This window comes from Faecalibacterium sp. AF27-11BH (genome assembly GCF_003603005.1).
GTDB lineage: Bacteria > Bacillota > Clostridia > Oscillospirales > Ruminococcaceae > Faecalibacterium > Faecalibacterium taiwanense.
This window is the reverse complement of sequence record NZ_QVGS01000002.1, coordinates 55,181-79,009: the sequence shown is the minus strand read 5'-3', so window position 1 is coordinate 79,009 and position 23,829 is coordinate 55,181. Positions and strand designations below refer to the sequence as shown.

Genomic DNA, 23,829 nt, shown 5'->3' with positions numbered 1-23,829 from the left:
ATTCATTCTTCCTCGTTTGTAATTGCAAAGCTGCCGCGCCCGGTGTGGACGGGCCGCCAGCCATCGATGCCGCTCTCCTGCAGTGCGTGCAGGGTTTTCTGGCGGAAAGCATGGTCGGTGCGGCAGCGCTCCTTGACGAACTCCTTGGTCTGTTCGCGCACGGTCACGCCGTCGGCAGGGCAGACGCTCTTGACGATGGGCAGCCCCTCGGCGTTCACTGCGGAAATGACCTCCTGCTCGGTGGCCAGCAGCATGGGCCGGATGAGGGTGAGGTCCCGGCGCGAAAGATAAGTGACCGGCGAGAAGCAGCCGATGCGGCCCTCCCGCCAGAGATTCATGTAAAAGGTCTCCACGGCATCGTCCAGATGGTGGCCCAGCGCCACCTTGTTGCAGCCCAGTTCCTGCGCCGCCGTGTGCAGTGCGCCGCGCCGCAGCTTGGCGCACAGGGCGCAGGGGTTCTTCTCCTTGCGGTAGTCGAACACCACAGGGCCGATCTCGGTGCGGCGGATCTCATAGGGGATATCGTACCGGGCAAACAGCTCCTGCAATACGGTGTAATCCATGGGCCTGCCGCCGAACTGCGGGTCCAGCGTGACGGCCTGCACCGTAAAATCAAAGCCGATGTACTTGCGCAGCTCGGCAAGGCCGATGGTAAGGGCCACGCTGTCCTTGCCGCCGGAAACGCCCACCATCACTTTATCGCCGGGGGCGATCATTTCATAGTCCTGCACAGCCTTGCGCATCAGGCCGCACAGACGCTGCATTGCACGGGAACTGCTCATGACAGGGTCACACTTTCCACAAGGTTCACAATGTCGTTGATGGAGGCAAGCTTTGTCAGGCCGGAAACATACACCACGTCACCGCTGGGGTAGGTAATGGTGGCCAGCACCGCATAATACGCCTGAATGTCGCAGCGCACGGCCTCCACCTCGGCACCGTCCACGGTCAGGTTCACCTTGCGGGGCTTGATGACGCCATAGGCCTGCTTGAGGTCCTTCTCGGACGCATCGATAAAGTCCGCATAGCTGTCGGCAGTGCCGCGCTGCAGCAGCACAGCTTCGTAGTCCTCACCGTCGGCGCTGTCTGCCGTGGCGAGTTCCAGCACGGTGCCAAGGGTGCTGTCCTCGGTCATCTGGCATACCTTCCAGATGGAACTGTCATAGTAGACGGAAACGCCGTTTGTGCCGGTGTAGTGGGTGTCCGGGTTTGCGGGCACGCTGCGGTTGACCAGTAGCGTTAAAATAATGTAAGCAATGATGCCCAGAGCAACAAAGATGCCCATAGCGGCCAGAAGCTTGGAGGTGCGGCGCTGGGCAGAGGCGTTGCGGTCGATGTCGTTTGGCATGTAAAAAATTCTCCTTGTATCAGTGCGCAGCAAAAGCTGCCATATCCTTTATAGTATACCACACCGGCAGACAAAATTGTAGCGGGCAGCGGCAGAAAATGTGCGGCCGTGGGCAGAAAATTTTGCAGAAAATGCGTTTTTAGAAATAATGAGGATTCAAGAGAAAACGTGAGATTTTGCAAGATTGAAAAAATTACAATGAAAAAATCAAAAAATGCTGTTGACAGGCACCTTTTTATGATGTATACTGACACTCGCGCCCCAGAAAGGCGCCTGAAACGTACAAAAAGCTTATCAGGAGGAAATAGATATGAGCACTACTCTCGTGAAGCCCGCTGAAGTCGAGCGCAAGTGGTACCTGCTCGACGCTGCCGGCAAGAGCCTGGGCCACGTCGCTGCTGAGGCCGCTGTTCTGCTGCGCGGCAAGCAGAAGGTCGATTATACCCCCAACGTGGACTGCGGCGATTTCGTTGTTGTCATCAACTGCGATCAGGCTGTTCTGACCGGCAAGAAGGCTGAGCAGAAGTTCCACATCACCCACAGCAAGTACATCGGCGGCCTGAAGAAGGTCCAGTACAGCAAGCTGATGGCTGAGCACAGCGATCTGGCCATGACCTACGCTGTCAAGGGCATGATCCCTTCCAACACCATCGGTGCTAAGGCTCTGACCCGCCTGCACTGCTACCAGGGTGCCGAGCACGCTCACGCAGCTCAGAAGCCCGAGAAGATCGAGTTCTAAGAAGGAGGCAATCGAACATGTACGAAACCAAACCTTATTTCTACGGCACTGGTCGTCGTAAGGATTCCGTTGCCCGCGTTCGTGTTTACACCGGCACTGGCAAGATCACCATCAACGATCGTGATATCGACAACTACTTTGGTCTGGAGACCCTGAAGCTGATCGTCCGTTCTCCGCTGGTCCTGCTGGGCCTGGAGGGCAAGTACGATGTCGTCGTCCGCGTTTCCGGCGGCGGTGTTTCTGGTCAGGCTGGCGCTATCCGCCACGGCCTGAGCCGCGCTCTGCTGCAGCAGAACGAGGAGAACCGTGCTGCTCTGAAGAAGGAAGGCTTCCTGACCCGCGATCCTCGTATGAAGGAACGTAAGAAGTACGGTCTGAAGGCTGCCCGTCGTGCACCTCAGTTCTCTAAGCGCTGATTTTACCCATATTGCAAACTTTGCAGCTCTGCCTTGGCAGAGCTGCTTTTTTATTGCAAGTTTTCTGCTGAACTGGGGGTGCACGATTGCGCACATCATGCGGTTGCCCCGCATTTTTTTGATTCCTATACATCCTGCCTAAAAAGTAGAGAATTATTTTTCACAATGCGCGCGAAAGGGGTTGAAACCTGCGTGAATGCAAATTGACCCGGGGGAAGGGGATGTATTACAATAAACAAGAAAAGGGGGTAAACCCCGACTGTAAAGGATGGAATCAGAAAGGATGTGTTTTATCGTGAGAAAAATCTCAAGACGGGCAGTTTTGCTTTTAGGCGGCGCATTGACACTGACTGCACTGACAGGCTGCTGGCCCAGCGGCATCAGCAGTTCGGAGCAGACAAAAAATGCAGTAAAGACTGCACTGAAAGCGGCAGTTAAGCAAAACTATAATCTGGTCGAAAACAAAGCGCTGAGCGTGAATGCACAGGCCATTCTGAAGGCATATCTTAAGGAAGTTGAGGCTGGAAACACGGATGTCTTTGAGCCTCAGAATGTAACCAATTTTTGCCCGACAGATGTAACTGTCGGTGACGACGGATTCGGAACGGCTGTCTTTTCCATGCCGGAGAATGCTGTTGATCCGCAGGCGTGGAAAAGAGCTGCGAATGCATTGGTGGCAAATTTTCTGTGTTATTATCAATACAATGGCAACAATGTTGAGTTCTGCGTTGAAATTGTGAAGCAGGAGGCCGCAGATGGACAAGGTGAAGCGGCAGACTATATGGTGATTTTTGCCAAAAAACATGATGGGGAGGAAGGCGGAGAAATCTGGACGCCGCCGGCACTCTGATATTTTTTGATACCAGCATCCCTGTATAAACTCGGAGAAAAAGATTTGACAAAGCTTTCCGGCAAAAGAAAAACGCCTCAGAATTTCTTCTGAAGCGTTTTTGTTCAAGTCGGCGACTACCTATTTTCACGCGCCGTTTCCAGCGAACTATCTTCGGCACAAGTGAGCTTAACTTCTGTGTTCGGAATGGGAACAGGTGGAACCTCACCGTCATCGACACCGACCGATTTGACTGAACCAGTATAACATGTTTGTTGTACTTTGTCCAGTGTTTCTTAGAAGGACGTGCCTTCAAAACTGAATAATCACTGCTTACATTTTTTCGTTGACTCTTAGAGTCTCAAGCGAATTGTGGTCAAGCCCTCGACCTATTAGTACACGCTTGCTGAATGGATCGCTCCACTTACACATCGTGCCTATCAACCTTGTAGTCTTCAAGGGGTCTTACTTGTTTGAAACAATGGGATATCTTATCTTTGGGTCGGCTTCACGCTTAGATGCTTTCAGCGTTTATCCGATCCGTACATAGTTGCCCAGCTATGCTCTTGGCAGAACAACTGGTGCGCCAGAGGTACGTCCGCTCCGGTCCTCTCGTACTAGGAACAGCTCCCATCAAATATCCTGCGCCCACGACAGATAGGGACCGAACTGTCTCACGACGTTCTGAACCCAGCTCGCGTACCGCTTTAATTGGCGAACAGCCAAACCCTTGGGACCGAATACAGCCCCAGGATGCGATGAGCCGACATCGAGGTGCCAAACCTCCCCGTCGATGTGGACTCTTGGGGGAGATCAGCCTGTTATCCCCAGGGTAACTTTTATCCGTTGAGCGATGGCATTTCCACTCACATACCACCGGATCACTAACTCCAACTTTCGTTACTGCTCGACCCGTCAGTCTCGCAGTTAGGCTCGCTTCTGCGTTTGCACTCTTTTGCTTGATTTCCGTTCAAGCTGAGCGAACCTTTGAACGCCTCCGTTACTCTTTAGGAGGCGACCGCCCCAGTCAAACTGCCCACCTAACAATGTCCCCCGCCTTGATTCAAAGGCGCAGGTTAGAATTCCAATATCGCAAGGATGGTATCCCAACGGCCACTCCACAAGCGCCAAAGCACCTGCTTCCCAGTGTCCCATCTATCCTGTGCATGCAACATCGAAACCCAATATTAGGCTACAGTAAAGCTCCATGGGGTCTTTCCGTCTTGTCGCGGGTAACCGGCATCTTCACCGGTACTACAATTTCGCCGGGCGGGCTGTTGAGACAGTGCCCAAATCATTACGCCTTTCATGCGGGTCAGAACTTACCTGACAAGGAATTTCGCTACCTTAGGACCGTTATAGTTACGGCCGCCGTTCACTGGGGCTTCGATTCAATGCTTGCACATCTCCTCTTAACCTTCCAGCACCGGGCAGGCGTCAGCTCGTATACGTCATCTTTCGATTTAGCACAAACCTGTGTTTTTGGTAAACAGTTGCTTGGGCCGATTCTCTGCGGCTGCATTGCTGCAGCACCCCTTCTCCCGAAGTTACGGGGTCAATTTGCCGAGTTCCTTAACAACCCTTCTCCCGTTGGCCTTAGAATCTTCTTCCTACCTACCTGTGTCGGTTTGCGGTACGGGCACCGCAGAAATACACACAGCTTTTCTCGCCATCTTCCATCCCGGACTTCGGTACTAATTTCCCTCGATCGCTACCGGAACCAACACCCGGCTCCGAGACTTCATATGTGTCCCTGTGTTTAACTCTTTTGGTGGTGACGGAATCTCTACCGTCTGTGCATCGGCTACGCCGTTAGGCCTCACCTTAGCTCCCGACTGACCTGGAGCGGACGAACCTTCCTCCAGAAACCTGAGGCTTTCGGCCATGCAGATTCTCACTGCATTCGCGCTACTCATTCCGGCATTCTCACTTCTATACACTCCACAGCCGCTTGCGCTACTGTTTCACCGCGTATACAACGCTCCCCTACCCAGCATGTAAACATGCTGCCTAAGCTTCGGTGTCAGGTTTAGCCCCGTTAAATTCTCCGCGCAAAGACGCTCGACCAGTGAGCTATTACGCACTCTTTGAATGAGTGGCTGCTTCTGAGCCAACATCCTGGTTGTCTACGTATCTTCACATCGTTTTCCACTTAACCTGACTTTGGGACCTTAGCTGTAGATCTGGGCTGTTTCCCTTTTGACAATGACATTTATCTGACACTGTCTGACTCCCAAGCATCAATACTCTGGCATTCTGAGTTTGATAAGCTTCGCTAACCTCTCGGCCGCTAGGCTATTCAGTGCTTTACCTCCAGGTATCTAACTTGAGGCTAGTCCTAAAACTATTTCGGGGAGAACCAGCTATCTCCGGGTTCGATTGGAATTTCTCCGCTACCCACAGTTCATCCGCCGCCTTTTCAACGGAGGTCGGTTCGGTCCTCCATGGAATTTTACTTCCACTTCAACCTGACCATGGGTAGGTCACCCGGTTTCGGGCCCATTATATGCAACTTAACGCCCTTTTCAAACTCGCTTTCGCTTCGGCTCCAGACCTTAAGTCCTTAACCTTGCTGCATACAATCGCTCGCCGGACCGTTCTACAAAAAGTACCCTATCACGCTTTGACGCGCTCTAGGTGCTTGTAGGCACAGGGTTTCAGGTTCTTTTTCACTCCCCTCCCGGGGTGCTTTTCACCTTTCCTTCACAGTACTATACGCTATCGGTCACTGGGTAGTATTTAGGGTTGGAGGGTGGTCCCCCCGTATTCCGACCAGGTTTCACGTGTCTGGCCGTACTCTGGAATTCGCTCGGCTCTTGTCGTTTTCACCTACGTGGTTCTCACACTCTCTGACCGGCCTTCCCATGCCGTTCGGTTAACAACTTAAGTCCTAAATGCGCTCCGTACCCCGAAAGTATTTCTACTCTCGGTTTGCCCTCTTCCGCGTTCGCTCGCCACTACTTACGGAATCTCGTTTGATGTCTCTTCCTCGCCCTACTTAGATGTTTCAGTTCAGGCGGTTCCCTCGATATACCTATTTTGAAGTTCAGTATAACGTACCTGAGTATGAACCCAGGTGAGTTTCCTCATTCAGAAATCTCCGGATCAATGCTTATTTGCAGCTCCCCGAAGCTTATCGCAGCTTATCACGTCTTTCATCGGCTCCCAGTGCCAAGGCATTCGCCCTGCGCCCTTGTTCGCTTGACCTTTCAAACGTTCTCTTAAGAACATTTGGTATCCTCTTGATTCTCTCTTGCCAACGAAGATTATTGTTACCCTTCCTTTTGAAATTGCAATATTTCTTAAAAAAGAACTTACTATAATCTTTGTTTCGCAGTTATTATTCAGTTTTCAAGGTACGTCTTGGTGATGTTCCTCAAAGCCCGGTCTCCCGGTACTTTGATTTTCATCACATGGTGGGCCAAAATGGACTCGAACCATCGACCTCACGATTATCAGTCGTGTGCTCTAGCCAGCTGAGCTATTGGCCCATGTGGTGGAGATTAAGGGAATCGAACCCTTGACCCCCTGCTTGCAAAGCAGGTGCTCTCCCAGCTGAGCTAAACCCCCACATTAGGAATTGAGTTCCCTTTTCAGGGCCCTCAAAATCGAACAATATCTACTCTGCTTGTTTGTTACCTGTCCGAAAGATCTCCATCTTCGATGTCGCTCTTTCGCCTGACTCCTTAGAAAGGAGGTGATCCAGCCGCAGGTTCTCCTACGGCTACCTTGTTACGACTTCACCCCAATCACCAGTTTTACCTTCGGCGGCGTCCTCCTTGCGGTTAGACTACCGACTTCGGGTCCCCCCGGCTCTCATGGTGTGACGGGCGGTGTGTACAAGGCCCGGGAACGTATTCACCGTGGCATGCTGATCCACGATTACTAGCAATTCCGACTTCGTGCAGGCGAGTTGCAGCCTGCAGTCCGAACTGGGACGTTGTTTCTGAGTTTTGCTCCACCTCGCGGTCTTGCTTCTCTTTGTTTAACGCCATTGTAGTACGTGTGTAGCCCAAGTCATAAAGGGCATGATGATTTGACGTCATCCCCACCTTCCTCCGTTTTGTCAACGGCAGTCTGGCCAGAGTCCTCTTGCGTAGTAACTGACCATAAGGGTTGCGCTCGTTGCGGGACTTAACCCAACATCTCACGACACGAGCTGACGACAACCATGCACCACCTGTCTCCTTGCTCCGAAGAGAAAACATATTTCTATGCCTGTCAAGGGATGTCAAGACTTGGTAAGGTTCTTCGCGTTGCGTCGAATTAAACCACATACTCCACTGCTTGTGCGGGCCCCCGTCAATTCCTTTGAGTTTCAACCTTGCGGTCGTACTCCCCAGGTGGATTACTTATTGTGTTAACTGCGGCACTGAAGGGGTCAATCCTCCAACACCTAGTAATCATCGTTTACGGTGTGGACTACCAGGGTATCTAATCCTGTTTGCTACCCACACTTTCGAGCCTCAGCGTCAGTTGGTGCCCAGTAGGCCGCCTTCGCCACTGGTGTTCCTCCCGATATCTACGCATTCCACCGCTACACCGGGAATTCCGCCTACCTCTGCACTACTCAAGAAAAACAGTTTTGAAAGCAGTTTATGGGTTGAGCCCATAGATTTCACTTCCAACTTGTCTTCCCGCCTGCGCTCCCTTTACACCCAGTAATTCCGGACAACGCTTGTGACCTACGTTTTACCGCGGCTGCTGGCACGTAGTTAGCCGTCACTTCCTTGTTGGGTACCGTCATTATCTTCCCCAACAACAGGAGTTTACAATCCGAAGACCTTCTTCCTCCACGCGGCGTCGCTGCATCAGGGTTTCCCCCATTGTGCAATATTCCCCACTGCTGCCTCCCGTAGGAGTCTGGGCCGTGTCTCAGTCCCAATGTGGCCGTTCAACCTCTCAGTCCGGCTACCGATCGTTGCCTTGGTGGGCCGTTACCTCACCAACTAGCTAATCGGACGCGAGGCCATCTCAAAGCGGATTGCTCCTTTTCCCTCTGGTCGATGCCGACCCGTGGGCTTATGCGGTATTAGCAGTCGTTTCCAACTGTTGTCCCCCTCTTTGAGGCAGGTTCCTCACGCGTTACTCACCCGTTCGCCACTCGCTCGAGAAAGCAAGCTCTCTCTCGCTCGTTCGACTTGCATGTGTTAGGCGCGCCGCCAGCGTTCGTCCTGAGCCAGGATCAAACTCTTTATAAATGACATTTATCACTTCTAAAGTGTTAAATCTTGTTCGCTCAGTACGCAATCGCTTGCGTCCTGTGTGAATTACTTTTGGAATTGTTTTTAGTGTTTTTCCAAACACTTAAAAGGTTCCTTACAAGTTTTTCGATATTGTTCAATTTTCAAGGTCCTGTAGCGCCTCAGCCTTGCGGCTGAAAGCTTATTTATTTTATCACTTTCGTGATAAGCTGTCAAGCACTTTTTTGAATTATTTTTGAGTTTCATGTCGAAGCTCATCGATTCTTCACGTTAGGACGTTCCTTCTGGAGTGTTTCATTCTGTCGGATGTCCGCCTGACAGTAATGTATTTTAGCACAGCCTTTTGCAAAAAGCAAGCATTTTCTTCATATTTTTCGCAAAAATCCGGCTTTTGGCTTTTTGCCCAGTTTTTTCCTTTTAATCTGGAAAGTATGACATCTAATCTTCTAAAAGTCGGCGGCGCAGCTGCACCAGTATCTTGCGTTCCCGTCGGGAGATCTGCACCTGTGTGGTATGCAGCACCTTTGCAGTTTCACTCTGGGTCTTGTTGCCATAAAACCGCAGGCGGATCAATTGCCTGTCCTGTTCCGGCAAAGCGTGAAGCACCTCTTCCAGACTGATACGTTCTGCCAATGCTTCTTCCGGGGATTCTACTGGAATATCCATCTGCCGGTCCTCTTCTTCATTTTCCGGGGTCAGGCTCATAGCAGGCTGTGCCGCCTGAATGGCAAGTGTGATGTTCTCTGTAGGTTCATTCAATTCTTCCGCCAGCTGAGAAAGGGTCGGCTCCGTACCGCACACTTTCATGTGATGCTCCCGTGCCGCCTGTACGCGCATTCCTAATTCTTTTAAGGAGCGGCTCACCTTGACTGTGCCGCTGTCCCGGAACAGCTTTTTGATCTCGCCTAAAATTACCGGCACTGCATAGGTAGAAAAGCATACGCCGCGGCTCTCATCAAAATTATCGCAGGCTTTTACAAGTCCCATGCATCCGGCACTGTACAGGTCATCGTACTCTATGCCCCGCCCGCGGAAGCGCCCGGCGCAGGCGTGCACCAGCCCCAGATTCTGCTCAATGAATGCGTCCCGCCGGGTCTTATCCGATACCATGCTCCTGCCTGCCTTTCCTGTTATGTATCATTCTCTCTGGGCCAGACGCTTGATGAGCAGCACCTTTGTACCCTTGCCGGGCTTTGAGATGACCTTGACCTTATCCATAAAGCTCTGCATCACCGCAAAGCCCAGCCCGGAGCGTTCCTCCGGGTTTCCGGTGGTGAACAGCGGTTCCATGGCCTGCGGGATATCCGGGATGCCGATGCCCTTATCTGCCACCGTGATGTGCACCTCCCGCCCGGGATAGACTGCAATGCTCATGGCCACCGGCCCGATGTGGTCCGGGTAGGCATGGACGATGCAGTTGGTCACCGCCTCAGACACTGCCGTTTTGATATCGGCCAGCTGCGGCACGGTGGGGTCGTACCGGGCAAGAAAGGCTGCCGCTGCGCCCCGGGCGTAGCTTTCGTTCACACTGAGGGAATCGAACTGGATCTTTGTTGTGTTTTCCGCTTTCATGGTTTATTCCTCCTTCTGTCCTGCATCCGTGCAGGGGATGTGCGCCAGCTGCAGTACCTTTTCCAGCTGGGACGGCGTGTGCTGCACCCGCAGTGCCGTGCCCAGTGTGCGGGCAATGCGCTGCCGCCCCAGGATCAGCCCTACACCAGATGAATCCATAAATCCGACCCCGCCAAAATCCAGGATCATGGTCTGCGGGGCACGGCTGACCAGTGCATCATCCAGCTGGATGCGCAGGCTTTGCGCCGCATCGTGATCGATCTCGCCCGCAAGGTAGGCATAAAGCACATCGCCCGCCGGGCTGAAGCTTACCGTTGCCATGGTTTGTCCATCTCCTTTGCCAAAAATAAAAAGATCCCGTACACATGGTTTCAGTGTACGGGATCTTTCGTTTATTTTTTAGGGAAGCGTGTCGGCTCAGTTGTTCACCAGCAGTTCAGCCGCTTCCAGCGCGGCAGCTTCACCGCCGCAGACCAGCAGGCCGCGGCGGGTGTTGGCATGAGCCAGCTCCACTGCTTCGGCAATGCTGGTGCACATCTCGGCATCAAAATGATATTTTGCCTTTTCGGTCAAACGGGCCGTCATCTCGTCATCGCCGCCTGCCGGGGTGACAAGATACACCTTATCAAAGGGGTTCTCACTCATGCCGGGCATGGTGGACTTATCCTTTTTCTGCTCTTCAGGGGTCAGGCCGGTCTCCAGTGCGGAGAAGAACGCTTCGGCTCCCTCCTCCTCTGCCAGACCGATGATGGCGCTCATATGGCGCACCTTGGCCATGTTGAGCACACGCAGCAAGGCTGCTGCCTGCTGCGGGGTGCGGCAGGCATCCAGAATGATGAGTGGGCGCTGCGAGATGACCCGGATGCTGCTGCGGTTTTCCACCGCAGCCAGACCTTCCAGAATGGCATCGTCGGTAACATCAAAGCCCTTGCGGCACAGCGCCAGCGAAAGCTCCACAGCCATGGCAGCGCTGCCCGCCGCATGACGGCCCAGAAAAGCCAGCGGCACGGTATATCCGCCGTAGTCCACCTTGCTGGCAAACTTTTCTGCCTCCAGAAAGGTGATATCCTCCGGGTCCGGCACCACCAGCTCGCAGCCGCACTTGCCTGCGGCCACGATCAGCTCGCTGAGTACAGACTTGGGCTGCTCCGGCGCGGTGACGCAGATGCTTTCCTTGCGCATGACACCTGCTGCCAGAGCCGCAAGGCGCTCCACCGAGCGGCTCACACCGTCCGGGCCGACCGAGGTGACGGCGCACACCGGCATGCCGGGCAGCGCTTCCGCAAGGCCCGCATCCGGCAGTTCCACCACGGCCAGCGTGCAGCCCGCTGCGCCAAAGCAGTTGGCCGCAGCAGCCAGCTCCGCTGCATCCTGCGGCAGGGCTTCTGCTGCGGAAAGGGCATCCGCAGTCAGAGCCAGCAGGCCCTCGTCCACCGGGGCATCATCGATGCAGATGCGCTCCGACAGCGGGCGGCACCCGGCATGGTACAGGCCGGCATGGATCCCCTGTGCGTGCAGGATGGCCGCCAGCAGACGGGCCGTCACGGTCTTGCCTGCCGTGCCTGCCACGCCCACGAACTGCACCTTCTGCACCGGCGCGGTGAACGCGGCGCGCAGCTGTTCGGTGGAGGCAAAACCGTCCGGCAGGGCGGCAAAATACTGATTTGCCTGTTCGATGGTCATTGGTTACTCCTTATTACGATGATTGAACAACAATCTGCACAGCGCCATGAGCACCAGCGCCGTAAGGATGCCCGCCAGAACACCGGCTGAATCCAGCCACACATCGGTGACCTGACTGCTGCGTCCGGGCGAAAAGATCTGGATGGTCTCATCGGTCAGCGCAGTGAGCACGCCGCCCAGCATGGGCACGCTGATGTGCCAGACATACTGCCGGGTATACACCCGCATACACAGCATGAGCAGAAAGCCCTCCAGCATATACTCGCAGAAGTGTGCCAGCTTGCGCACGATGTGGTCGGTCAGGCGCTGGGCAAGGGCCGGATGGCCCAGACGGCGCAGAGCCGCCTGCAGCAGAGTGAGCACCCGGCTGCTGGACACAGTAGACACCGAGGCGATCTTCATGGAATTGGAAAAGATGAACGCGATGCAGCCGATGAGAGCAAGGGTAAAGATCACCCGCCCTGCGGTCACCCACGGCGAAGTGCGCTGTGCGCTGCTGTTATATTCCCCGCTCAAATCAGCCCAGAGCCTTGATGCTCTGCTCGATGTTGGCCAGCTTATCCTGGCTCTTGGCGTACTTATTGCGGATATCCTCCACCAGTGCCGCCGGGGCGCGCTCCACGAACTTGGGGTTGTTCAGCTGGTTCGCGAACATGGCCATTTCCTTTTCGGCCTTGGCCTTTTCCTTGTTCAGGCGGGCCAGTTCCTTGTCGCGGTCGATCAGCTCCATCATGGGGATGAAGCCGCGGGCGGCGTGGGTGGACACCTGCACCATGCCGTCGGTGCTGCCCTCGTACTTCTCGGTAAAGGTCACGTCGGTGGCAAAGGCGAACTTTGCCAGATAGACCTGTGCCTTCTGGAAGGGTGCTGCGTCGGCGGTCTCGATGATCATGCTGGTCTTTTTGGCGGGGTGGACATTCATCTCGGTGCGCATGGTACGCACGGCCTTGATGTAGTCCATGACCTTTTCAAAGGCTTCCTCTTCGTCGGCCCAGTTGTGAGCTTCGTCAAAGGTGGGCCAGCTCTGGGTCATGATGGTCTCGGCAGAGCCGGGCAGAGCCTGATACAGCTCTTCGGTGATGAAGGGCATGAAGGGATGCAGCAGCTTGAGGGCCTTGTCCAGCACATACACCAGCACACGGCGGGCGGTGTCGGCCTGCTCGGCATCGCCGGAGTTCAGGCGGGGCTTTGCGATCTCGATGAACCAGTCACAGTAGACATCCCAGATAAAGCTGTTGATCTTGGCAGCGGCCAGACCCATCTCGTAGTGGTCGAGGTTATCGGTCATGGCACCGGCCACCTGATTCAGCTTGGTGAGCACCCACTTGTCGCTCATGTCCAGCTTGTCCTCACTGGGCAGGCCCGGGGTAAAGTCCTCGGGCAGGTTCATCAGCACAAAGCGGGTAGCATTCCACAGCTTATTGGCAAAGTTGCGGGCAGCCTCCACCTTCTTTTCGATATAACGCATGTCGTTGCCCGGGGTGGAGCCATCCACCAGCATAAAGCGCAGGGCATCTGCACCGTACTGGGCAATGACTTCCAGCGGGTCGATGCCGTTGCCCAGACTCTTGGACATCTTGCGGCCCTGACTGTCGCGCACGATACCGTGGATGCAGACAGTGCTGAAGGGTGCCTTGCCGGTGTAGGCCAGACCGGAGAAGATCATGCGGCTGACCCAGAAGCCGATGATATCGTAGCCGGTAACAAGGGTGTTGGTGGGGTAGAAATACTTGAGGTCTTCGCTCTCTTCATTGGGCCAGCCCAGTGTGCTGAAGGGCCACAGAGCGGAGGAGAACCAGGTATCCAGCGTATCGGGGTCCTGCGTGAGCTTTGCGCTGCCGCACTTGGGGCAGGCGCAGGGAGCGGACTTTGCCACCACGGTCTCGCCGCAGTCGTCGCAGTACCATGCCGGGATCTGATGGCCCCACCACAGCTGACGGCTGATGCACCAGTCGCGGGTGTTCTTCATCCAGTTCATATAGTTCTTGGTGAAGCGCTCGGGCACGAACTTGATCTCGCCCTTTTCCACGCTCTCGATGGCGGGCTTTGCCAGCGGCTCCATCTTGACGAACCACTGCTTGGACACCATCGGCTCGATGGTGGAGTGGCAGCGGTAGCAGGTGCCAACCTCGTGCTTGAGGGGCTCGATCTCCTTCAGGAAGCCGCCTGCTTCCAGATCGGCCAGAATGGCCTTGCGGGCCTCGAGGGTGGTCATGCCGGCGTACTTGCCGCAGTCCAGCACCTCCGGCTCATTGATGGCGTTCTTGCCGGCGGCGAACAGGGCATCGGCAGCAGCCTTGTCGGCAGCACCGGTCATGTGGCCGTCGTAGGTGAACACACGCACGATGGGCAGGTCGTGGCGCAGACCCACTTCAAAGTCGTTAGGGTCGTGAGCGGGGGTGATCTTGACCACACCGGTGCCCTTGGTCATGTCGGCGTGCTCGTCGCACACAATGGGGATCTCCTTGTTCAGCAGGGGCAGCACCACATGGCAGCCGTGCAGATGGGCATAGCGGGGGTCATCGCCGTTGATGGCAACAGCGGTATCGCCCAGCATGGTCTCGGGACGGGTAGTAGCCAGCTCCAGCATCTCGCCGGTCTCCTTGACCGGGTACAGCAGGTGCCAGAAGCTGCCGTCCTTCTCCTCGTACTCCACCTCGGCATCAGAAATGGAGGTGTTGCAGTGGGGGCACCAGTTGACCATGCGGTTGCCGCGGTAGATCAGGCCCTTGTCGTACAGGCGCACGAACACTTCCTTGACAGCCTCGGAGCAGCCCTCGTCCATAGTAAAGCGCTCACGATCCCAGTCGCAGCTGCTGCCCAGCTTCTTCAGCTGGCTGACGATGCGGTTGCCGTACTTGGTCTTCCATGCCCATGCACGGTCCAGAAAACCATCGCGGCCCACCATCTCCTTGGTCAGGCCCTCGGCACGCATGGCCTCCACCACCTTGGCTTCGGTAGCGATGGATGCATGGTCGGTACCGGGCACCCACAGGGCGGCATAGCCCTGCATCCGCTTGGTGCGGATGAGGATGTCCTGCATGGTGTTATCCACCGCATGGCCCATGTGCAGCTGACCGGTGACGTTCGGAGGCGGCATGACGATGGTGTAGGGTTTCTTGTCGGGGTCTGCCTTCGTGTGGAAGTAGCCGCCGTCCAGCCAGAACTGGTAGATGCGGTCTTCCACCTGGCTGGGATCATACTGTTTTGCAAGTTCTTTCATAGGGTCCTCCCAGTAAAAAATGATGAAGTGGGACGAAAAAAGCCGTCCCACGGAACGTTCCATGGGACGGCTGTAATAACCGCGGTACCACCCAAATTGCGCAGAGCATCCTGCGCCCCTTGATGCCCCGGTAACGTGGGACAGCTCCGAGAGCGGCTTGCTCTTCAGCTCACCGCTCCTGCTCCAAAGTGACAGCACACCGCCGGGCCATACCGGGTTTTCAGCAGCCCCCGGCTCTCTGGATGGCAAAAGCGATACACACTCTTCTTCAACGCATTTATAAAAAGAATATAGCGTTTTTTGTGCGATTTGTCAATTACTTTTTCTTCAAAAGAATTTATCCCGATGCATCTTACGGTTTGGGCCTTATTCGTGAAAGCGCGTTTGGAGTGGCCCACAGGCCACGACAAACGCAAATATAAAAAATATTTTTTCCGCTATCAATGGCCAGAGCAAACGCATCGGCCATTTTCAATCCGCGATCCCTTCATCCTTCAGCCTTGCAATGAGCCGCTCCATCAGAGCGATGCGGTTGAAGGGGGTCATCAGGTAAAAGCCGTCTGCATAGGGCGCTGCAGCCTGCGCGGCCTTCACCGAAACTTCCAGCCCCAGCTCTTCGCCCTGCGCACGGTCCAGCCCGGCAAAACGCTCGATGATCTCAGCATCCACATGGATGCCGTTGACCTCGTTCTCCATAAAGATGGCGTTGCGCTGGCTCACCACCGGCATGATGCCGGCCAGAATTTTCGCCTTTTCGCCCAGCGTTTCGCGGGTCTTTTTCAGGTTCACCACCGCCTGTGCGGAGAGCACCGGCTGGGTAAGAAAGCCGCTCATGCCATTTTGCAGCTTTTCCTGTGCGCGGCGCAGCTCCACATCAAAGTTGCGGGCGTTCAGATTCAGCGCACCGAACACGGTGAGGGGCGAGGGCATCTCCCGGCCCTCCCCTGCCAGCGAGACGATGTACTGCGCCAGCTTGCGGGAGTTGAACTGGTACACGTTTTTCACCTCGTCCCGCTCCGCGGTGGGAATGGGGTCGCCGGTGATGGCCAGCACCTCCCGCACGCCCTCGGCGTACAGGCCCAGCAGCAGGGCCTTTGTGGCGTTCAGATTGCGGTCGCGGCAGGTCATGTGGGGCAGCACGTTCAGCCCCAGCTCCCGGTGCACCCGGCAGGCCACCAGCGAAGAATCCATCCGTGCCCGGGCAATGGGACAGTCCGCAATGGTCAAAAGGTCTGCACCAGCAGCCTGCAGGCGGCGTGCACCGTCCAGATAGCCGGTCATGTCGGCATCCTTGGGGCTGTCCAGCTCAATGGCGATCACCTTTTTGCCCGCGTTCAGCTTGCGCAGGAAGGCATCATCTTTTTCCACCTCCGGCTTTGCGGCAGTGGAGACTGCTGCTGCCGGGACTGCAGGCAGTGTTTCCGGCAAGGCATCCAGTGCCGCACGCAGGGCCGCAATGTGGGCAGGCGTAGTGCCGCAGCAGCCGCCCAGAATGCGCACACCCTCGGCAGCAAGGCGGGCCAGCTCCCGTGCAAAATATTCCGGCCTGCCCTGATACTGCACCCGGGTGCGTGTGACCACCGGGTAGCCCGCGTTGGGCATCACTGCAAGCGGCAGCTCTGTCTCGCCAAGCTGCTGCACCAGCGCACGCATGGCACCGGGAGCAGAAACGCAGTTCAGGCCCACAGCATCCACTGCACCGCAAGCAGTCATGCTGCGCACAAGCTCTGCGCAGTGACGGCCCTCGCGGGTGTAGCCGTCCGGCAGCACTGCAAAGGACACCAGCACAAAGGCATCCGGCACGGTCTCCTTGATTTTTTTTGCCGCTTCGGCCACACCGGCATCGCTGCTCAGCGTCTCAAACAAAAAGTTCTTTGCACCCAATGCGACAAACCGCTCGGCAAGGGCCGTATAGATCTGTGCCGCCGGGAGTGCCTCGGTGTCCGGGGCCGGGCCAAGATCGGCAAACACGGCAGCGCTGGTCTTTGCAGCGGCCTGTGCAGCCAGTTTCCAGCCTTCGTCCGCCATGGCCTCCCACATGGGGTTCTGCGCTGCTGCCATGCGCGGCAGGCCGAAGGTGTTGGTCTTGATAGCATCGGCACCCGCTTCCAGATACGCGCGGTGCACGGTCAAAATGCCGTCCGGGTCCAGCAGGTTTGCCTGCTCACATTCCTGCCCGGGCTTTGCCTTATAATATGTACCCATGCCGCCATCGAACAGCAGCGGGCGCTTTTTTAAAATTTCACGCACATCCTTCATGAGGGAGTTCTCCTTTTTCCTACAAAAACGCTTGGCTTTCAGTTTAATGCACAAATGCCGTCCGGTCAAGCGTTTTTTCACGGCGGCGCTTGCAGGAACGCAAAATTTGTGCTATCCTATGCATACTTTATAAAGTGGGGAGGTGTGTGCCATGCGCCATGCCGGAACGCAAACGCTTGAGACCGACCGGCTTTTCCTGCGCCAGCTTCTACCCGAGGATGCCGAGCAGATGTATACGAACTGGGCATCCGACCCGGAAGTGACCCGCTTTCTGCGGTGGGAGCCGCACAAAAACGCGCTGGAGACCGTAGGTCTGCTGGCGGCATGGGCCACCCTTTACCCGAACCCGGACTACTACCAGTGGGCCATTGTGGAAAAGGCTTCCGGGCAGGTGTTTGGCAGCATCAGCATCTTCAATGCTCTGCTCGGTGACCCGGCACAGAAAGCGCTCTGGCCGCAGCAGGACTGCACAGACGGCATCTGGGAAGCAGGCTACTGCATCGGGAAGCACTGGTGGAACCATGGTTTTGCAACCGAAGCTTTAAAAGCAGCAGTAAACTACTGGTTTGAGAATACAGACGGCGGCTGGCTCACCTGCTGCCACGCAAAAGAGAACCCTGCCAGCGGCCGGGTGATGGAAAAAGCAGGCTTTCTCTACCACCACGATGCCATTGATCATAAATTTGACGGCACACCGGTGGAGTGCAGAAGCTATCTGCTGACAAGAGAACGATATAACAGAAAGGACTTACCTTGAGCGAACTTTACGATATTTTGGTAGAAACACCCCCGACGAAGGTCATTCTGCTGGCGCTGGATCAGGGCCTGTGGGACTGCGAACGCAGCCTTGCAGAGCTTTCCGCCCTGTGCGAAGCAAACCACATGGAAGCCGTGGCACAGGTGACCCAGAAGCGCCAGACCCCGGAGACCGGCATCGTGCTGGGCAGCGGCAAGCTGGAGGAAGCATCCCTTGCCGCCGAAACGCTGGGCGCGGAATGCGCCGTATTTGACGGTGAACTGACCGGCAGCCAGATCCGCAACATCTCCAATGCGCTGGGCGGACTGGAAGTGATCGACCGCACCATGCTGATCCTTGAAATTTTCCGCAGCCGCGCCGTCACCAACGAGGGCAAGCTGCAGACCGAACTGGCCCTTCTGCGCTACCGCCTGCCCCGTCTGCAGGGCTTGGGCGAAGCGCTCAGCCGTCAGGGCGGCGGTGGCGGCGGCGGCGGTGGTGCACGCCGCGGTGCCGGTGAGACCAAGCTGGAACTGGACCGCCGCCATGTGCATGCCCGCATCGATGCGCTGGCTGAAAAGCTGGCCGAAATGGAAAAGCGCCGGGGCGAGAGCCGCAAGGCCCGTGCCAAGACCGGGATGCCGGTGGTCAGCCTTGTAGGCTATACCAACGTGGGCAAATCCAGCCTGATGAATGCTCTGTGCGGCCCCAGCGTAGCTGAAGCGGACATGCTGTTCGCCACACTGGACCCCACCAGCCGCAAGCTGATACTGCCCAGCGGCATGGCGGTGCTGCTGGTGGACACGGTGGGCTTTGTGTCCCGCCTGCCCCACAATCTGGTGGAAGCCTTCAAGTCCACGCTGGAAGAAGCGGCATGGTCGGACGTGATCATCCGTGTGGCAGACGCAGGCGATGAGCAGCGGGAAGAGCAGCTGGCCGTCACGGACGAGGTTCTGGACGGGCTGGACTGTGCGGACATCCCCCGCCTGACCGTCTACAACAAGTGCGATAAGCCGGGTGCCATGAGCTTTGACCCGGACATCCTGCTCACCAGTGCCAAGACCGGCTACGGTCTGGACACCCTGCTGGCAAAGCTGGACGAGGTGCTCAGCGACCGGGTGCACACCTTAAAGGTGCTGCTGCCCTACGATAAACTGGGCCTTGCCGCCCCCATGCGGGAGCGCGGCAGCGTGCAGGTGGAGGAATACCGGGAGGACGGGCTGTATCTGGAGGGCATCGTCAAGACGGAAGACCTGCACTGCTTTGAAGGGTATCTGGTCTGATAGGCGTACACGATCTAAATCGCCTCCGCTGTGCTCCGGCTATCATCAGCGGAATAATATTTTGAGATAGAACAAGCCCGGAAAGTCTGCGGACTTTCCGGGCTTGCATTTTCACGGGCGGGGTCGCAGCCGAAAGCAGCTGCTCTATGGGTCGAGTACATTGTCTGCCACTGCTTTTTTCAAAAAGAAAAAATCCCCAACAAACACAAAAACCCGCCTGGCAGCGGGCTTTTGTGTATAGAGGGGTGGGAAAGTATATAAAGTGGTGAATCTCAAATTCAAAGCGGCAGGCGCTTTCTGTTCTGCGCTGCCTTGCATGATGTATTATACCCCTTTTTGTTTTCTTGTCAAACAAAATTTTCCGGTTTTGCTTTAAATTAAGTCTTTACTTTTTCGATAAAACTTTATATAATTAACGCAAAGCAAAGCAAAAGCAAATTTTTTGACTTTTGTATGTTTGCACCAACAATAAAACTTTACTTTCAAAAAATTTTATACAATCCAACATATTTTCAAAAAGGAGTATTCCCCATGGATGATCTGGATCGTAAGATTCTCTCCCTGCTGGCAAAGAACGCACGGATGCCGGTCAAGGAGATCGCCGAGCAGGTATCACTGACCAGTCCTGCTGTTTCCAGCCGCATTCACAAGCTGGAAACGGATGGCATCATCAGCGGCTACACCGTCACCCTGAACCGCCCCGCTGACCGGATGTATGTGGATGCCCTCATCAGCCTTTCGGTAGCACCTTCCAAGCAGGATGCCTTTCTGGAGCTGCTGCAAAGCAGCAAGGAAGTGCTGCAGTGCTACCACGTCACGGGTGCATACACCTTCCTTGTCAAAGTGAGCTGCGGCAGCATGCCCCAGCTGGAACACCTGATCCTGCAGTTCCAGAAGCTGGGCACCACCAGCACCCAGATCATCCTTTCCACGCCGGTGAACCACGGCGAGCTGGATGCCCTTATGCTGTAACGCTGTTCATAAAATGGTTACGTTTGCGGTGCAATTCTGCCGGGGTGTTCTTTCGTATTATGGATAGCAGGCGCAAAACAGCACACAATAGCTTCAAAACCGCTGCGCCCGCTTTCACACGAAGATTTTCACACACGAAAGGACTTCATTTATGAAACGTATCATTGCTTCCCTGCTTGCCGGTCTGTGCCTGCTTGCTCTGGTGGGCTGCTCTGCCGGCAGCAAGGCCGACTCTGCCGCCCCGAAGGACTACTCCCAGATCATCCACGATGCCCGCACCGACGAGGACAACGAATACGATATGATCTTTACCAAAGGTGAGGACGGCAAATTCACCGCCATCGACGGCTACAGCGCCGAGTATGAGGCCGACCAGCTGAATGACGAGCTGAAAGACATCGTGTTCCCCCTGCTGGGCCTTGAGGACGGCAGCTACGAGAGCTTTGCCGCCTCTGTTTCCTCCATGATGGTGCGCAGCTACGCCGTTGCCATCGTAAAGCCAGCCGAGGGCAAGACCGATGCCGTGAAAGCCGCACTGGAAGCCTATGTGCAGAGTGAGCAGCAGTCCATGGAGCACTACCTTGAGGATCAGTATCTGGTCGCCAAGGCGGCCACCGTCACCGTAGCTCCCACCGGTGAGGTGGTTCTGGTGTGCGCCGAGGATCACGACACCATTCTTTCCAACATCGAGAAAGCCCTTGCCGCATAATTTTTGCCCTGCCGAAGCCGCATCCTGCCGGGATGCGGTTTCTTTTTGTGTGCAGATATGCTATACTGTTCCCGTGAACTTGCACTGAAATACAGGAGTATTTATGTATAAAGCGACTATCGTGATCCCGAATATCAACGGCAAGGGCTGGCTGAAGGATTCTATCGAGTCGGTCTATGCCCAGACCGAACAGAACTTCCGGCTCATTGTGGTGGACAACGGTTCCACCGACGAAAGCCTTGAGCAGGCCCGCAGCTATTGCAGCCGCGAAAATTTCACCCTCATCGAAAACGGCACTAATACCGGCTTTTCCCATGCAGTGAATCAGGGCATTGCGCTGGCGGACAGTGAATATGTGGTGCTGTTCAACAACGATGCCTTTGCCGAACCCCAGTGGCTGGAAGAGCTGATCCGCACCGCTGAGACCGACCCGAAAATCTTTGCAGTGCAGAGCCTGATGATCCGACACTTTGACCGGGAGCTGGCCGACGATGCCGGCGATTATGTCACCTGGATGGGCTTTGCCTGCAAGACCGGCGATGGCCGCCGCGCAAGCCGCTACACCCGGCAAAAGCGCATCTTCTCGGCCTGCGGCGGTGCGGCGCTCTACCGCAAGAGCATTCTGGACGAGATCGGCAATTTTGACGAGAACTTCTTTGCCTACTTTGAGGATGTGGACCTGAGCTGGCGCGCCAACAATGCAGGCTATAAAAACCTTCTCTGCCCCACCGCCAAGTGCTACCACATCTGCGGTGCCAGCACCGGCGCGGTGAAGTACAACGCCTTCAAAAGCCAGCAGAGCGGCCGCAACAGCATCCTGCTGCCCTTTAAGAACGAACCGCTGCTGATGCTGATTTTAAACTTCATCCCGCTGGCCGTGGGCTACCTGCTCAAGTGCTACAAGTTCCACAAACAGGGCTTTGGCGAGGCATGGGACAAGGGGATGCACGAAGCCTTTGCCCTGCTGAAAAGCGGCAGGCTGGGCAAGCGGCCTTTCCGCCTGAAGGATCTGCCCAACTACATCCTGATGGAGCTGTGGATGATCTGGAACATGGTGCCGTACCTGTGGTACCGGCTGGTGATCGTAAAATTTGACCTCAAATAAAAAATACCGGATACGAAGCATCTGCCTTGTATCCGGTATTTTTGTTTTGTATTATGCCGCCGGGCTGGCTGTGCTTTCGTCCGCCTGTGCCTCGGTGCTGTCGGCGGGCTGTTTCTCCGCCTGTGTATCCACGCCCTCGTCTGCAGCGGTGCTGTCTGCCTCAGCCGAAGCAGAATCCGAACCGGCTGCTGCAAGAATGGCATCCTGCACATCGCTTTCTGCCATGGGTTCCGGCACATTCGCGGCCGGTGTGCTTTCCGTGCTCTCGGCCTTGGTCTCGCTCTCGGTCAGGCCGGTGAGATACCAGCTGCCGCTCTGGCGCTCGAACAGATAATCCATGTACTTGGTGGGCGTATCCGAAGAAACATTGATGATGCTGTCGTCCGTGCTGGTGGTGGGGATATAGCCCACGGTCACATGCAGCTTGCCGCTGCGCTTGAACAGCTTGGTCACGACTGCGCGGTAGTAGCCCACCGTGCCGGTGACCGGGATCTTATAGCACTGGGTGGCATCGTCAAACTCGATGGTCATATCCTCCATCTCAAAGCTGCGGTGGGTCAGCTTGAAGCCGGGGCCAAGCAGCTTTGCAAGGTAGGCATCCACATCCAGCGAGGGCAGCAGCAGCTGTTCGGTGTCGGGGTCGGTATTGTAGTTGTCAAAGCCGCCCTGCGTTTCCTGAATATTATAGATGCAGCCCCACACCGCAGCTTCGCGCAGAGTCAGGTCGTCGATGTTCTCAATGCCGTCAAATGGCATGGGGTCAAACAGCACAAGCCCTTCCAGCTTATCTTCATATTCCTGCTTTTGGGCGGTATCATCGAACAGGTTCGCCACCGCGCCCACACCGGCCCGCAGCACGGTAACAAAGCCCACGATCACCAGAATGGCAACCAGAAGGCCCAGTGCCTGCCGCCCGCGGCGGCGCTGCATCCGGGCATGTTCTTCAGGGGTAATATAATGTTTCATAGTTGTTTTATCTCCCAGGGTTCTCAAATGCTACAGTGTCCAGTATACCACATACCGGCCCATTGTGCAAAACTATGCCCGTGGTTTTTTTGTGAAAAGCGCATTCCTTATTCCCATGTCTTCCACACATCGGGCTGGTAGCCCACGGTGGCCTTGCGGCCATTGCGTACAATGGGCGTTAAAAACAGCTGCTGGTTCTCAAACAGCTTGTCCTCCTTCTGCCAGTCCACCAGTGCGTCCAGAAGTGCAAGGGTCTGCTTGTCCTTCGCATTGGGGTCCACCAGCTTTTCCCAGCCGCCAAGAGCGCGGGCTACGTTCTCGAACTCGCCGCGGCTCATCTCTTTTTCCTTGAGGTCGATCATCTGGAACTTGATGCCGCGCTCCTTGAAATAGCGCTGGGCCTTTTTGGTATCAAAGCACTTGCTTGTGCCAAAGATCTGAATATTCATGGTCTGTACCCTCCTGAATTTTTATTGTACCACATCCTGTGCCCTCTGCATAGGCATAATTCGCAGCCGGATGGGCCATACTGCCCGCAGGGCATTATCAGAAGGAGGTTTTTCTATGAACGCATATGTTGACCCTGATCTGTGCATTGGCTGCACCCAGTGCGCCGGGCTTTGCCCCGCCGTGTTCCAGATGGAAGGCACGCTGGCCGTGGCCCAGCCCGGGCCGATCCCACCGGAGGAGGTGCCGCAGGCTGTGGACGCAGCCAACGCCTGCCCGGTAAGCGCGATCCGCATCGAGGAGTAAGAGGGAAGGCCGTCAACCATGTTGGCGGCTTT

At 55.8% G+C, this 23,829-nt stretch carries 20 protein-coding genes, 2 tRNA genes and 3 rRNA genes; 9 read left to right on the top strand and 16 right to left on the bottom strand.

What is annotated here, in order from left to right; all coding sequences use genetic code 11:
* Nucleotides 1-2: 2 nt before the first annotated feature.
* Both DWY76_RS02890 and DWY76_RS02885 read right to left on the bottom strand, forming a co-directional pair.
* Complete coding sequence (locus tag DWY76_RS02890) at nt 3-782, bottom strand: tRNA 2-thiocytidine biosynthesis TtcA family protein (protein WP_120079735.1); 780 nt, start codon at nt 780-782, stop codon at nt 3-5.
* Entirely contained in the window at nt 779-1,348 is a 570-nt protein-coding gene (locus DWY76_RS02885; RefSeq protein WP_097781246.1) for a hypothetical protein, read from the bottom strand. The genes DWY76_RS02890 and DWY76_RS02885 overlap by 4 nt, the downstream gene beginning before the upstream one ends.
* Before the next feature lie 310 nt (nt 1,349-1,658).
* Here DWY76_RS02885 and rplM point away from each other — a divergent pair, with 310 nt between their 5' ends.
* From rplM to DWY76_RS02870, 3 genes are all read left to right on the top strand, one after another.
* Nucleotides 1,659-2,087, top strand: coding sequence for a 50S ribosomal protein L13 (gene rplM, locus DWY76_RS02880; RefSeq protein ID WP_005938158.1), 429 nt, complete (start codon nt 1,659-1,661; stop codon nt 2,085-2,087).
* 17 nt (nt 2,088-2,104) lie between these two features.
* Nucleotides 2,105-2,503, top strand: coding sequence for a 30S ribosomal protein S9 (rpsI, locus tag DWY76_RS02875; RefSeq protein WP_005938160.1), 399 nt, complete (start codon nt 2,105-2,107; stop codon nt 2,501-2,503).
* 295 nt (nt 2,504-2,798) lie between these two features.
* Nucleotides 2,799-3,353: a hypothetical protein gene (locus DWY76_RS02870; RefSeq protein ID WP_133300780.1), complete on the top strand. Its 555-nt coding sequence runs from the start codon at nt 2,799-2,801 to the stop codon at nt 3,351-3,353.
* Nucleotides 3,354-3,460: 107 nt separating this feature from the next.
* Here the strand turns inward: DWY76_RS02870 and rrf are convergent.
* The 12 genes from rrf to DWY76_RS02810 form a co-directional block, all read right to left on the bottom strand.
* Nucleotides 3,461-3,577 (bottom strand): 5S ribosomal RNA (gene rrf, locus DWY76_RS02865).
* Between the two features lie 127 nt (nt 3,578-3,704).
* Nucleotides 3,705-6,539: ribosomal RNA gene (locus DWY76_RS02860) — 23S ribosomal RNA — on the bottom strand.
* Nucleotides 6,540-6,746: 207 nt separating this feature from the next.
* Nucleotides 6,747-6,823, bottom strand: a tRNA-Ile gene (locus DWY76_RS02855).
* 3 nt (nt 6,824-6,826) lie between these two features.
* Nucleotides 6,827-6,902, bottom strand: a tRNA-Ala gene (locus tag DWY76_RS02850).
* Nucleotides 6,903-7,022: 120 nt separating this feature from the next.
* Nucleotides 7,023-8,533: ribosomal RNA gene (locus tag DWY76_RS02845) — 16S ribosomal RNA — on the bottom strand.
* The 16S, 23S and 5S rRNA genes sit together here with 2 tRNA genes alongside, the layout of an rRNA operon.
* Nucleotides 8,534-8,974: 441 nt before the next feature.
* Nucleotides 8,975-9,646, bottom strand: a complete 672-nt coding sequence (locus DWY76_RS02840) for a sigma-70 family RNA polymerase sigma factor (protein ID WP_097776626.1) — start codon at nt 9,644-9,646, stop codon at nt 8,975-8,977.
* 27 nt (nt 9,647-9,673) lie between these two features.
* Complete coding sequence (gene spoIIAB / locus DWY76_RS02835) at nt 9,674-10,108, bottom strand: anti-sigma F factor (RefSeq protein ID WP_005945484.1); 435 nt, start codon at nt 10,106-10,108, stop codon at nt 9,674-9,676.
* A gap of 3 nt (nt 10,109-10,111) precedes the next feature.
* Nucleotides 10,112-10,429: an STAS domain-containing protein gene (locus DWY76_RS02830; RefSeq protein ID WP_120079732.1), complete on the bottom strand. Its 318-nt coding sequence runs from the start codon at nt 10,427-10,429 to the stop codon at nt 10,112-10,114.
* Nucleotides 10,430-10,525: 96 nt separating this feature from the next.
* Nucleotides 10,526-11,791 carry a folylpolyglutamate synthase gene (locus tag DWY76_RS02825; RefSeq protein ID WP_097780824.1) on the bottom strand — a complete coding sequence of 422 codons (1,266 nt, stop codon included), beginning with the start codon at nt 11,789-11,791 and terminating at the stop codon, nt 10,526-10,528.
* Between the two features lie 3 nt (nt 11,792-11,794).
* Entirely contained in the window at nt 11,795-12,307 is a 513-nt protein-coding gene (locus DWY76_RS02820) for a VanZ family protein (protein ID WP_243111902.1), read from the bottom strand.
* Nucleotide 12,308: 1 nt separating this feature from the next.
* Nucleotides 12,309-15,014 (bottom strand): valine--tRNA ligase, encoded by a 2,706-nt coding sequence (locus DWY76_RS02815; protein WP_097780825.1) that lies wholly within the window; start codon nt 15,012-15,014, stop codon nt 12,309-12,311.
* Nucleotides 15,015-15,485: 471 nt separating this feature from the next.
* Nucleotides 15,486-17,273 carry a bifunctional homocysteine S-methyltransferase/methylenetetrahydrofolate reductase gene (locus tag DWY76_RS02810; RefSeq protein WP_120079730.1) on the bottom strand — a complete coding sequence of 596 codons (1,788 nt, stop codon included), beginning with the start codon at nt 17,271-17,273 and terminating at the stop codon, nt 15,486-15,488.
* 151 nt (nt 17,274-17,424) lie between these two features.
* Here DWY76_RS02810 and DWY76_RS02805 point away from each other — a divergent pair, with 151 nt between their 5' ends.
* The 5 genes from DWY76_RS02805 to DWY76_RS02785 all read left to right on the top strand — a co-directional run bounded on the left by DWY76_RS02805 (nt 17,425) and on the right by DWY76_RS02785 (nt 22,078).
* Nucleotides 17,425-18,030 carry a GNAT family N-acetyltransferase gene (locus tag DWY76_RS02805; protein ID WP_097776630.1) on the top strand — a complete coding sequence of 202 codons (606 nt, stop codon included), beginning with the start codon at nt 17,425-17,427 and terminating at the stop codon, nt 18,028-18,030.
* Entirely contained in the window at nt 18,027-19,292 is a 1,266-nt protein-coding gene (gene hflX / locus DWY76_RS02800; RefSeq protein ID WP_120079728.1) for a GTPase HflX, read from the top strand. Before DWY76_RS02805 ends, hflX begins: the two co-directional genes overlap by 4 nt.
* A gap of 531 nt (nt 19,293-19,823) precedes the next feature.
* Nucleotides 19,824-20,264, top strand: a complete 441-nt coding sequence (locus tag DWY76_RS02795; RefSeq protein ID WP_005945452.1) for an Lrp/AsnC family transcriptional regulator — start codon at nt 19,824-19,826, stop codon at nt 20,262-20,264.
* A 151-nt stretch (nt 20,265-20,415) separates the two neighbouring features.
* A complete protein-coding gene (locus DWY76_RS02790; protein ID WP_005945446.1) occupies nt 20,416-20,973 on the top strand; it encodes a DUF4358 domain-containing protein in 558 nt (185 codons plus the stop codon).
* Between the two features lie 103 nt (nt 20,974-21,076).
* Entirely contained in the window at nt 21,077-22,078 is a 1,002-nt protein-coding gene (locus tag DWY76_RS02785; protein WP_120079726.1) for a glycosyltransferase family 2 protein, read from the top strand.
* 51 nt (nt 22,079-22,129) lie between these two features.
* On the opposite strand, the gene DWY76_RS02780 is transcribed toward DWY76_RS02785, so the two are convergent.
* On the bottom strand, nt 22,130-23,044 hold the full coding sequence (locus tag DWY76_RS02780; RefSeq protein WP_120079724.1) for an Ice-structuring protein: 915 nt from the start codon (nt 23,042-23,044) through the stop codon (nt 22,130-22,132).
* 107 nt (nt 23,045-23,151) lie between these two features.
* A complete protein-coding gene (locus DWY76_RS02775; protein WP_005945436.1) occupies nt 23,152-23,493 on the bottom strand; it encodes an ArsC/Spx/MgsR family protein in 342 nt (113 codons plus the stop codon).
* 115 nt (nt 23,494-23,608) lie between these two features.
* On the opposite strand from DWY76_RS02775, the gene DWY76_RS13920 reads away from it, so the two are divergent.
* Nucleotides 23,609-23,797: a ferredoxin gene (locus tag DWY76_RS13920; protein WP_005945433.1), complete on the top strand. Its 189-nt coding sequence runs from the start codon at nt 23,609-23,611 to the stop codon at nt 23,795-23,797.
* Nucleotides 23,798-23,829: the final 32 nt, after the last annotated feature.